An 11,716-nucleotide genomic window follows, 5' to 3' on the forward strand; every position below is an offset into this window, starting at 1 on the left:
AGATGATCATTTGCTCTAAGCGACGACGACACCAATGCCAACAGACTTACCGTTGTTAGCAAGGGTGTTAGCAAAAGGCCCCCACCGGTGTCCGGTGAGGGCCTCTGACCTGGAGCCGCCTTGGGGAATCGAACCCCAGACCCCTTCATTACGAGTGAAGTGCTCTGGCCGACTGAGCTAAGGCGGCGTGCCGTGTTTCACCACGACTTACGGCAGTCTACAGGCTCCCAGGGCCTTCCCGCGCACCGGAATCAGCCGATCTTGGGACACTGGATTCCATCGGCGGGGACGGTCAGATCGATCAGGTAGTCGTCCACCAGGCGATCCACGCATGCCGAGCCGGTCAGATAAGCGGTGTGGCCGTCTCCGTCGAAACCGACGAGGACGCCGGAGGAGAGCTGGGAGGCGAGGGCCTCTGACCACTGGTAGGGCGTGGCGGGGTCGCGTCTGGTGCCGACGACCATGATGGGCGGGGCTCCGGGGGCGTCGATCTTCTCCCGGGCCCCCGCCTTGACCGGCCAGTACGCGCAGGGCAGTGAGCTCCACATGACGTACGCGCCGAACAGGGGGGCGACCTTGGCCGCCTGTTCGGCCGCCTTGGCGTAGGCGGCGGGGTCGCGGGGGTAGATGCTGTCGACGCAGTTGACCGCCAGGTTGGACTCGGTCTGGTTGGTGTACTCGCCGTCCTCCCCACGGTCGACCAGCAGGTCGGCCATGCGGAGCAGGACGGTGCCGTCACCCTTCAGCGCCTGGGCCAGCGCCTGGCGGAGGACCGGCCATGCCTGCCGGTCGTAGAGCGGGGTGATCACACCGAGGATGGCCCAGGCCTCGGTCACCGTACGGTCGTCGCCGGTCCTGTTGGCCAGGGAAGCGGTGTCCGCCCTGCGGAGCAGCGCGGTGATCTCCGCACGCGCGGAGGCGACGGAGCCCTGGAAGGGGCAGTCGGTGGCCGCGAGGCAGTTTTCGAGGAACGCGTCGAGGGCGACCTCGAAACCGCGTGCCTGCGCGGTGTTCAACTCCAATGGGCCGAGCGAGGGGTCCACGGCGCCGTCCAGGACGAGGGCGCGGACCCGGTCGGGGAAGAGATCGGCGTAGACGGCGCCCAGCTGCGTGCCGTACGACTTGCCGAGGTAGGTGAGGTGGGAGTCACCGACGGCGGCACGCAGCAGGTCCATGTCCCTGGCGGCGTCGGCGGTGCCGACGTACGGCAGGAGCCTGCCCGATCGGGTCTCGCATCCGGCGGCGAACCGTTGCGCCCCCTCCTCGAGCACGGTGACCTCCCCCGGCGAGTCGGGCGAGCTGTCGAGGCCGACGAAGGTGTCCAGCTCGCTCGGCGACAGGCACCGGACGGGCGCGGACTCGCCGACCCCGCGCGGGTCGAAGCCCACGACGTCGAAGCGCTCGCGAACCGCCTCGCTCACCGCGGTGCGGGCACTTCGCGCGTACTGCACTCCGGAGGCACCCGGCCCGCCGGGATTGAGGAGGATCGAACCGATCCTCTCCCCCGAGGCCGGGAGCCGGATCACGCTGAGCTCGATCTTCTCACCGTCCGGCTTGCTGTGATCGAGCGGTACGGCGAGCTTGGCACACTCGAAACCGTCCTCGCACTCGTGCCAGCCGAGAGCCGCTCCCGCCACACCGCGGCCGGCTCCGGTGCCGCCACTGGCGTCGGCGGGGACGTCGGTGCCGGTGCACGCGCTCGCGAGCAGGGCCACCGCCGCCAGTACGGCGGTCACACGGGATCTCACGCCTTGTCCGCTCCGTAATCCGTAGGTCGGGGTCACACGCGGATCCGGCAAGGGGGCCGACACGTGGAGAGGCCGAACGGTCGAATCCTATGTGCCCGCGCCGAGCCCCCATGACGGGACATCGACCTCAGCGGGGACAGCCGATCGGTCACCCTTCAGGCCCGCTCTCGGCGACCCGCACCGCGCCACCGTACGCCTCGTCGTGCTGCTTGCGCGGGGAGCAGACCGAGGCCGACGGGCAGGCGCAGCGGCGGCCGCCGTCCTCCAGGCGGACCACGACGGAGTCCGAGGGTACGTTGCGGCCCACGACGGTTCCGGTGCCCTCGGGGGTGTCGACCTTCAGCCCGATCCGGGGCATCCTGCTCTGGGCGTCGAGGTAGAGGGGGTGCTCGTACTTCAGGCAGCACATCAGCCGCCCGCACGCCCCCGCGATGCGCAGCGGGTTGACCGGCAGGTCCTGGTCCTTGGCCATCCGGACGGAGACCGGCTCGAAGTCCTTGAGGAAGGTGGCGCAGCACAGGTCACGGCCGCAGGGGCCGATGCCGCCCTGGAGGCGGGCCTCGTCGCGCGGGCCTATCTGGCGCAGCTCCACCCTGGCGCGCAGGTTGCGGGCCAGGTCACGGACGAGGGCGCGGAAGTCGACCCGGTGCGGGGCGGAGAAGTAGACCGTGTAGACGTTCTCCGCGTCCAGGTAGTCGACGCCGACGACCTTCATCGGCAGCGTGTGCCGCTTGATCAGGCGCTTGGAGACGCTCCGGGCCTCCGCGCGGCGCCGTTTGTTGCCCTCGTCGCGGGTGAGGTGCTCCTCGGTCGCGATGCCCGCGCACATCGGCAGCCCGTCGATCTCCTCGCTCGTCCACTGGGGAGCCCAGACGCACTCGGCGACCTCGGGCCCGGCCTCGGTGGGCACCAGCACCTTGTCGCCGACCTTGGGGCTGTGCTCTCCGGGGTCGAGGTAGTACAGCCTGCCGTAGCGGGTGAAACTCACCGCCATGATCATGCCCATATGGCTCCAAACCTGGGGGTACGGCTCGTGCTCACCCTATGTGTCGTGCCCCCGGATGTGCGGTGCCACCCGGTGCGATCATGAACAATCCCCCCGACCGCGGCATCGTCGTGCCGGACGTGCGGCGCCACCCGGCCACGGCTACCGGCCGCGTTCGCGACCTGCCCCTACCACTGTCGCCCGCTCAGTCCGCCCCCTCCTAGGACTCCGGGGGCTCGAACTTCGGGAACGAGCACTGCTCCGGCTCATCCGACCACGGAAGGAGACGCTCGACGAGCGACCCCAGCCACGACCTTCTCAGCAGGCAGTGCCTATCGATCGCGTTGGACACCCCCGGCAGTTCGCCCATGGCACGGGCGACGACCTTGGGGTCCGCGCCCGGCCTGAGCCAGGCTCGGAAGGACTCCGGCATGTCCTCGACGGCTATCGCCTGCAGCAGCGTGGGTTTGTCCGTGTTCTGGCTCCGAAAGTTCTCCCATGCCTGCTGCTGGTCCTCAAAGAGGACCCTTTTCACCTCGGGCCGGGCCTCAAGCGTCCGCCGGATCTCCGCCCTCTCCCCCTCGGTCATCACATGGTCACATTTCGGGAATGGGTCATGCTGCTTGCAGAGGAAGACCGACACGTCGGCATCTCCGGACTGCTCGGGGCCGCTCATCGCCATGGTGACGACGTTCTCCTGTGACAGCGGGGAGGGCGCGGTGAGCCGTACGGCTCCGAAGACCACCACGGCGACGGCCAGGGCCGCGGCGGCGATCCGGAAGGGAGCTCTGAGGCGGCGGCGGGCGGGGACGGTGAGCGGGCGGATGTTCTCGGCGGTCGCGGCGGCGGCGGACAAGGCGTCGCGGAGGCGGTTCTCGATGTCGGTCATGACTCCTCCTTGAGCATCCGGGCGAGGGTGGCCAGCCCACGCGCGAGGGTGGACCGGGCGGTGCCGGCGGCGATGCCCATGGTCTCGGCGATCTCCAGGTCGGACAGCTCCAGGTAGTAGCGGAGGGTCAGCGCCTCCCGCTGCCGCCTGGGCAGCGCGCGCAGGGCCATGAGCACCTCGCGGCGCTCCTCGCCGAGCAGCGCCGCGTGCTCGGCGGACCAGGCCGGCGGCTCGTACGGCGCGGCCCAGCGGAAGGCGACCGCGCGGCGGCGCAGCACCGATCGCGCCCCGTTGAGAACCGCCGAGCGGATGTAGGTCAGCGCCCTGCCTGGGTCGCGCAGGCGGCGCCGTCCCGCGTGGGTGCGGGCGAACGCCTCCTGTACGACGTCCTCGGCGGTGGCCTGGTCGCCCACCATGAGCAGCGCCAGCCGTACCAGCCCGAGGTGATGTTCGGCGAACAGCGTCGCGATGTCGACGCGGTCCCTGGCCAAGGGCTCTCCGTGGGAGAGCAGTTCGACTTCCACATCACAGAGACGCCGTGCCGGGCCTTCTGCTGCTTCACCCGGCCCACGAGCTCCACCCCGTCCGTGTTCTCCCTGCCTACGGCCCCCTTCCGGCTCGTAAACCCCGTCCGGCCCACGTGTCCCATCCGGTGAGTTCCACCCGGCACACCGGCTCGGGCCGGCGTACGACCGCGTCCGCCCCCGCTCAGCGGCCGAGTTCGGCGAAGGACTTCTCCCAGCGTTCGGCGATCATCGAGATGTCGTAGCTCTGGGCCGTCTGGATGGCGTTCTTGGCCATCCTGTGGCGGCCCTCCTCGTCGTCGATCATCTGGATCAGCCCGTCGGCCAGGGCGTCCACGTCGTCGGCGGGAACCAGCAGTCCGTCGATCCCGGGTGTGATGATCTCGCGAGGTCCGCGGGGGCAGTCGAAGCTGACCACCGGCACCCCGGAGGCGAACGCCTCGATGATGGTCATGCCGAAGCCCTCGAAGCGGGAACTGACCGCGTGGATCGACGCCTTGGCCAGCTCGCCCTCGATGTCACCGGTGGGGCCCATGAAGGTGACGTTGTTGTGCAGCCGCAGCTTGACCGCCTGCCTGACCAGTTTGTCGCCGACCCGGCCCTCGCCGTAGATCCGCAGCTTCCAGTCGGGACGTTCCCTGGCCACCCGGACGAACGCCTTCAGCAGCCGGTCGTACCCCTTGACCGGCACCAGCCTGCCCGCGGCCAGCACGATCCGGTTCTCCTGCCTGGAGCGTGGACGCGGCCCGCCGGGCAGCCCGTTGCCGATGGTGAACACCCGGGTGGGCGACCCGTTGAGCATGTTCCGGTAGTCGTGCTCGTCGGCCTCGGTGAGGGTGACGACCGCGTCCAGTTTCGGGTACCAGGTCCGGATCTCCTCGAAGATCCCGGGCTGGTGCGCCTCGAAGTGCAGGTGCTCCTGGGCGATCGTGACGACCTTCCTGCGGGTGTACCTCGCGGCCATGATGTTGAGACCCGCGCGGGTGGTGATCAGGACGTCGCTGCGGAGCCTGCGCAGCTCGCGGACGAGGACCTCGTCGCTCCAGGCGCTGAAGGACGCGTAGGCGCGCTCCTCGGGGTGGATCAGCGCGCTCTCCCGCGCGCCCAGCCGCTCGGCCCTCTTCGTGTACGGCCAGCGGACCCTGGCCCCCTCCCGCAGGTCCACCAGCGAACGGAGCCTGACCCGGGGGCCCAGCGGCAGGAAGGGGGTGTCGGTGTGCTGGAAGACGCTGACGACCTCGACCTCGTGCCGCTCGGACATGGCGGTGGCGAGGTCGAAGGTGGCACGGATGGTGCCGCCCATGCCGTAGGCGTTGAGAATGAGAAAGGAGATCTTCACGGTTTCTCCTCTTCGATGCTGAGCGCGACGGCGAGACTGTCGGTCTCGGTGTAGTACGGGCGGACCCTCACCTGCCCGACACGCTGGGCAGGAAAACGAACTTTGATCTTCTTATCTGTTATGTCATCAAGACGGGTCGCCAGCGGCAGCCGGACCCCGGAGATCTCCGCGTACAGGTCCCAGAAGACCCGGCGCCGCACCTGCGCCTCGGCCATCGGCGCGATCTCGATCGCTCCCTCGAACCACCGTCCCTGGAAGGTCGCCGGCCCGCTCACCGGCTCCGGCCCCCGGCGGGCCACCGCCACCAGCCCGGCCTCCCCCCGGATCGGGTCGCCGTACGCGACGGCGCCCTCGACGGCGATCACCCCGTCGTCCGCGGTCACACGGATCACCTCGACGTACGGCTCGACCTCGCGGACCCGCAGGCCCAGCGTGCCAAGGGAGGTGCGGAACGCCCTGATCTCCCGGTTGCGGCGGGTCTCGGCGTAGGACCAGAGCCCGTCGAGCGAGAACCCCGGGTCGTCGGTGGCGACGGGCTCGCCCCGGCATGAGGCCATCCAGATGCCTGGGGCCAGCACCGTCAGGTCCGCCGTCCCGCACTCCTCACCGGTCTCCACATGCCGCAGGACGATCTCCGCGTCCGTCGGTGCCGACCATTCGATCCTCAGCGTGTCGTCATCGCCCACCCGGCTCGTGACGGCCCGCCCGCTCACGGACGGGACCACCCCGTGGCGCGCCTCGGTGCTCACCAAAATTCCCCCGGTCTTCGCTGCTCATCCCCATAGAGCAGGACACTTCCCGTTGTTTTATAACAAAAGCATTGATTTTTGCCCGTGAATCCTAACGACCCACACTCATGCTTTGAGGTGATTTAGCGATGAATGGTTCCATCTAATCGAAAAAAGATGGGTAGAGGGCGCGCGGTCGCGACGGCCCCCTACCCTCACCAGCCGATATCCGTCACACCGGGTTACCGGAAACCTTGAGGTGTCCGATATCGGCCAAAGTTGATCACCTCGAACTCCGGTCCCCGCCGGACCACGATGTGCGCCTCCGAAGCATCCATGCCGACCGGACGGGAACCTCCCGGCCATCGCGGTAGCGCATGTCCGCCCGCCTGCCGCCCCCGGCGCAGAGCCTGCTGATCGTTTCAGCGGGCTCCGGTCCGCCCAGTTCCAACATTTCGGTCTGCATGACCAAAAACGTGAAAACCACCGCCCGTCGTGAGGCGGATCAGGCCCGGCCGACGCGGTTCAGAGCCGGGGCTCACGCAACGAGAGGGTCATCGACTCCACGGCCATCTGCGGGCTGACGTTGGCCGCCAGCCGCCTCCGGCAGCGCATGATGGCGTCGATCCTGCGCAGGGTGTCCTCCGGGGTGGAGGCACGGGCCAGGTCTTCCAGATCGGCGCGGCGGTCCTCGCCGGCCAGTTCCACGTGCGCGCCGAACTGCACGGCCAGCACGTCGCGGTAGAACGACACCAGGTCGAGCAGTGCCGCATCGATGACATCGCGCTTGGTACGGGTCGCCCGGGACTTCTGCCGGTCCTCAAGGTCCTTGAGCGCCCCGGCACCGCCGCGGATCAGCCCCCTGTTGAGCCCCTTTCCGGTGGAGCCCTCGCCGTAGACCTGGCGCAGCTCGGTGATCTCCGCCTCGTTCAGCACCGCCGTGACCGCGGCGGCCTCGTCCTCGGCGGTCTTCACCAGGCGTTCGGCGGCCATCACGCACTCACCGACGCCGGTGAGCGACCTGGGGATGGACAGCACCGCCTCGCGACGCGAGCGCGCCTCCTCGTCCAGGGCCAGCCTGCGGGCGCGGTCGATGTGCCCCTGGGCGGCCCTGGCCGCGAACTCCGCCATCGCCGGCGGCACGTTCTCGCGCGTGGCCAGCACGTGGGCGACCGCCGAGGTGGGCGGGGTGACGAGCGTGACGATCCGGCAACGGGACCTGATGGTGATCATCATGTCGTCCGGAGCAGGCGCGCAGAGCAGCCAGACGGTCTTCGGCGGCGGCTCCTCGATGGCCTTGAGCAGCGCGTTGGACGCCCCCTCGGTCGCCCGGTCGGCGTCCTCGAACAGCACGACCCGCCAGCGGCCCAGCGTCGGCGCCCCGGCCGCGCGCAGGATGAGCCTGCGGGTGTCCTTGATGCCGTACGAGAGTCCCTGCGGGCGGACGATCTCCAGGTCCGGGTGGGAGCCGACCGACACCTGATGGCACATGTCGCAGTGGCCGCACCCCTGCTCGTGGCAGAACAGCGCGGCGGCGAACGCCCGAGCGGCCTCCTCACGCCCGGACCCGGGCGGCCCGGTGAACAGCCACGCGTGGGTCATCCCGGCGCCGCGCCCCCCGGCCAGCAGGTCGGCCCCGGCCGCCGCGGCCCGGCGGAGCGTTACCGCGGCCCGCTCCTGCCCCACAAGATCATCAAAGACTCCCACGGACCCAACCTACCGCCGGTGCCGGTCGCCGGGTCAGGAGCTCACGGAGAGGACTCCCCCGCGACCTCGGCTCCGCTCACGGCTCGCGAAGGCGCCGGGTCAGTCACGGATCGCCGGGATGGTCCCGGTGACGTCCTCCGACTCCTGTGGCACCGGGTCGGGCATGATCTCGCGGACCCGGTCGTAGATGAGCGAGGAGATCCGTTCCTGGGTCAGGGTCCCGTCGACGACCAGGTAACGATCCGGCTCCGCGGCGGCCAGTGCCCGGAACTCGCGGCGGACGCGCTCGTGGAACTCCAGCGGCTCCGACTCGATGCGGTCGGCGGCTCCGCCCAACCGGGCCAGCCCCACCGACGGCGGGGTGTCGATGAGCACGGTGAGATCGGGAACGAGCCCACCGGTGGCCCAGCCGTTGATCCTCTTGACGTCCTCGATGTCCAGCGCCCGGCCCGCGCCCTGGTAGGCCAGCGACGAGTCGACGTACCGGTCGGAGATCACCATGGAACCCCGCTGGAGAGCCGGGTGGATGACCTTCTCCACATGCTCGGCCCGGTCGGCCGCGTACAGCAGGGCCTCCGACCTCGCGGACAGTCCCTGGTGCACCGCGTCGAGCAGGATCGCGCGCAGCCGCATGCCCACCTTGGTCGAGCCCGGCTCACGGGTCTGTACGACGTCGAACCCCTGGTCGCGCAGCCAGATCGCCAGCAGCCTGGACTGGGTGGTCTTGCCCGACCCCTCACCGCCCTCGAAGGCGATGAACATCCCGCGCGCCTGCTCGACGCTCTCGGGGGTGAACCGCTCCCCGCGCGCCGCGGCGATCAGGTCGGCGACGATCGAGACGCCCCTGCGGTCGTCCATCTGCCGTAGCGCGACGGCCCCGACGGCCATCGCGAGCAACCCGCCGACCAGCAGCACCAGGTTGGAGCCGTCGAACTGGTAGACCGGCTCCTGCCCGACCCTGATCTCCCGCTCGCCGAACAGGCCCGCCAGGGTCGGCGCGACCGCGACCACCAGCAGCAGGGTCACCCGGGCGAGCGACTGCAGGAAGGAGAACGTGCGGCCCCGCAGGTTGTCGTCCACCTCCAGCCCGATCATCGTGTAGCCGATGATCCAGGCGATTCCCGCGCACGCGCCGAGCAGCACGGTCAGCAGGACGACGATCACCAGGTTGTGGACGAGCGCGATCGCGACGAGGACCACCCCGGCCACCACGATCGACAGGCCGAACAACCGCCGCCGCGACAGTTCCCTCAGCAGCCTCGGCCCGAAGAACATGCCGGACGCCATGCCGACGAAGACCGCCCCGAAGACCACGCCGTACGCCGCGTCGCCGCCGCCCAGCGCGTCCACGTAGATCTTGGCCACCCCGACCACCGCGCCGCCGGCGGCGAACGCGCCCAGCATGCCGATGATCAGGCCGCGGATCAGCCGGTTGCCGCCGACGAACCGCCAGCCCTCGAAGATCTGCCGCAGCACCGACGGCGTGGAGGTCGTGGCCCGCGCGCCGGCCTTCGGGATGTCCTTGAGCGAGAGGATGATGAAGGCCGAGACCAGGTAGGCGAGCGCGTTGATGAACAGCGCCAGGTAGGTCTCCCGCTGGGCGAAGAACGGCACCAGGTTGCCCAGGGCGTCGTCGGCGACCGACAGCACCGCGAACAGCAGCGCGGCGATCGGCGCGGTCCCGTAGGTGACCAGGAGGTTGAGCTGGTTGGCCTCCTCCAGTCGCTCCTTGGGCACCAGGTTGGGCACCGTGGCGTCCTTGGCCGGAACCCAGAAGAGGTTGACGCACTCGACCAGGAAGGTGGCGATGATCACCCACTGGTAGTTGCCGATCAGCGGGATCGACAACACCAGCGCGAAGCGCAGGAAGTCGCAGAAGAACATCGTCATCCGCCGGTCGAACCGGTCGGCGAACGCGCCGGCGAGCGGGCCCAGCAGGATGGCGGGGAGCATCTTCGCCACGAAGACGCCTCCGATGGCCAGGCTCTGGACCTTGTAGCCGGACCCCACCGTGAGGTTGCCCGCCAGGGCGGTCAGTGCCAGCAGGTTGAGCCAGTCTCCGAGGCTGCACACCGACATCGCCGTCCACAGCTTGCGGAACGGGGTGTTGGCCAGCACGTGGGGGGGCTTACGTCGCGCGGTGCTCCGGCCAAGGGTGGTCATAGTGTCAGCGTATCCAGGTGCTCGCTGGGCTGGGGAAAACATGAGCCAGGCGGAAATGCCCGGCTGCTCGTCGCATGAGGGTAATGCCTACACCCTGTGCCCCGCAGGTGCCACACCCGAAAAGAAGCGTCAGATGCTCGTGTTTCCAGTGATGCGTCTCCGCGCCCTGGCCGGCTCTCCCGATCGGTGCCGGGCTACCGGAGCCTCTCGTTCCTGACTTCCAGCAGGGTTATCTCGGGTGGGGCACCCACCCGGACCGGCGGCCCCCAGAAACCCGCGCCCCGCGTCACGTAGACCTGGGTGCCGTCCACCTCGCCGAGACCGGAGACGACCGGCTGCTGCATCGGGATGATCAGATTGAAGGGGACCATCTGCCCTCCGTGCGTGTGGCCGGACAGCTGGAGGTCCACCCCGTAGGTGGCCGCCTGGACCGCCTGGACCGGCTGGTGGGCGAGCAGGACCGTGGACCGGGAGCGGTCACGGCCACCCAGCGCCCGCTCGAAGTCCGGACCGTCACCCGATGCGACACCGCCGACGTCGTTGACCCCGGCGAGATCGAGCACGGCTCCCCCGTGGGCGATCTCCACGCGCTCGTTGCCCAGCGGGCGGATGCCGAGCTCGCGGAGCTCCTCGATCCACTCCTGCGGGCCGTTGGCGGTGTAGTACTCGTGGTTACCGGTGACGAAGTAGGCGCCGTAGCGGGATTCGAGGTCCTTCAGCGGCCTGGCCAGCGGGCCGAGCTCGGCCACCGTGCCGTCGACCAGGTCGCCGACGACGGCGACCACATCGGCCTCCAGTGAGTTGATCATGCGGACGATGCGCCGGGTGTGCTCCATACCGGTGAGCGGGCCCAGGTGGATGTCGCTGACAACCGCGAACCGCAGGCCGTTCAGGCGTGGATCCAGCCTGGGCAGCACCACCCCGGCCGACTCGATCACCGGGTCGCTGAGGGCGGTCCTGATCCCGAACCCGATCGTGCCGAGCGCCCCCGCCCCGGCGGCGACCGCCGCCGTACGGGCGATGAACAGCCTCCTGCTCAGCCCGCCTGCCGTGTCCTTCGCCCCTCCGCCGCGCGGCGTGCCTCCAGGACCCGGTACGACGACCACTCCACCGATCGGGGACTCCCCACGGTCCGTCTGGGCCGTGGAGACGGGCCGGAGGGAGCGCTCGGGGTGAACGGCGGCCACGGACGCCGGTGTGCCGGCGGTTTCGGATCGAACGGCGAGCTCCGGCTGCGCGGCTCGTTTCGCACGGCGGGCGACCACCCCCGGCGGCACCAGGTGCCGCTCGGCCCGATGCTCCACCCCACGCACCACCAGCAGGGCCACGGCCCTGGGGATCTCCAGGACCACCAGGAACACGACGAGGTAGAACATCGTCGCGATCCAGAAGAATCCCGGCCACGCCAGGAAGTGCCCCCACTCACTGCGGGAGACGATCAGCGTCACGGGGGCGAGCACCGCCAGGCCGACGAGGATCCAGGTCAGCACCCGGCGGGTCCGCCCCGGCCGGGTGGTCGAACGGACCAGGCGACGCCACAGGTAGTAGTGGACCACCGTGATCGCACAGATGACCAGCGACACGAAGCCCACGATCGTCACTTGCCTTCCCTCTCGCGCCCACCGGCCCGTCC

At 69.7% G+C, this 11,716-nt stretch carries 9 protein-coding genes and 1 tRNA gene; all 10 read right to left on the reverse strand.

Annotated features, from left to right (window positions below; translation table 11 throughout):
* Positions 1 to 110: 110 nt before the first annotated feature.
* Positions 111 to 187 (reverse strand) — tRNA-Thr (locus ABT130_RS04665).
* Between the two features lie 64 nt (positions 188 to 251).
* Positions 252 to 1,748, reverse strand: coding sequence for an alpha/beta hydrolase (locus ABT130_RS04670; RefSeq protein ID WP_350952858.1), 1,497 nt, complete (start codon positions 1,746 to 1,748; stop codon positions 252 to 254).
* 148 nt (positions 1,749 to 1,896) lie between these two features.
* Positions 1,897 to 2,754 (reverse strand): PSP1 domain-containing protein, encoded by an 858-nt coding sequence (locus tag ABT130_RS04675; RefSeq protein WP_502991638.1) that lies wholly within the window; start codon positions 2,752 to 2,754, stop codon positions 1,897 to 1,899.
* A gap of 199 nt (positions 2,755 to 2,953) precedes the next feature.
* Positions 2,954 to 3,622: a permease-like cell division protein FtsX gene (locus ABT130_RS04680; RefSeq protein WP_350952860.1), complete on the reverse strand. Its 669-nt coding sequence runs from the start codon at positions 3,620 to 3,622 to the stop codon at positions 2,954 to 2,956.
* Positions 3,619 to 4,146: a SigE family RNA polymerase sigma factor gene (locus ABT130_RS04685; RefSeq protein ID WP_350952862.1), complete on the reverse strand. Its 528-nt coding sequence runs from the start codon at positions 4,144 to 4,146 to the stop codon at positions 3,619 to 3,621. Before ABT130_RS04685 ends, ABT130_RS04680 begins: the two co-directional genes overlap by 4 nt.
* Positions 4,147 to 4,330: 184 nt before the next feature.
* Complete coding sequence (locus tag ABT130_RS04690) at positions 4,331 to 5,485, reverse strand: glycosyltransferase family 4 protein (RefSeq protein ID WP_350930220.1); 1,155 nt, start codon at positions 5,483 to 5,485, stop codon at positions 4,331 to 4,333.
* On the reverse strand, positions 5,482 to 6,234 hold the full coding sequence (locus ABT130_RS04695; RefSeq protein WP_350952864.1) for a hypothetical protein: 753 nt from the start codon (positions 6,232 to 6,234) through the stop codon (positions 5,482 to 5,484). The genes ABT130_RS04690 and ABT130_RS04695 overlap by 4 nt, the downstream gene beginning before the upstream one ends.
* A 504-nt stretch (positions 6,235 to 6,738) precedes the next feature.
* Positions 6,739 to 7,920 carry a DNA polymerase III subunit delta' gene (locus ABT130_RS04700; protein ID WP_350930222.1) on the reverse strand — a complete coding sequence of 394 codons (1,182 nt, stop codon included), beginning with the start codon at positions 7,918 to 7,920 and terminating at the stop codon, positions 6,739 to 6,741.
* Positions 7,921 to 8,019: 99 nt separating this feature from the next.
* On the reverse strand, positions 8,020 to 10,083 hold the full coding sequence (tmk, locus tag ABT130_RS04705; protein WP_350952866.1) for a dTMP kinase: 2,064 nt from the start codon (positions 10,081 to 10,083) through the stop codon (positions 8,020 to 8,022).
* A gap of 194 nt (positions 10,084 to 10,277) precedes the next feature.
* Entirely contained in the window at positions 10,278 to 11,684 is a 1,407-nt protein-coding gene (locus ABT130_RS04710) for a metallophosphoesterase (protein WP_350952868.1), read from the reverse strand.
* Positions 11,685 to 11,716 lie beyond the last annotated feature (32 nt).

The sequence above is a fragment of the Streptosporangium sp. NPDC001681 genome, assembly GCF_040298085.1.
GTDB lineage: Bacteria > Actinomycetota > Actinomycetes > Streptosporangiales > Streptosporangiaceae > Streptosporangium.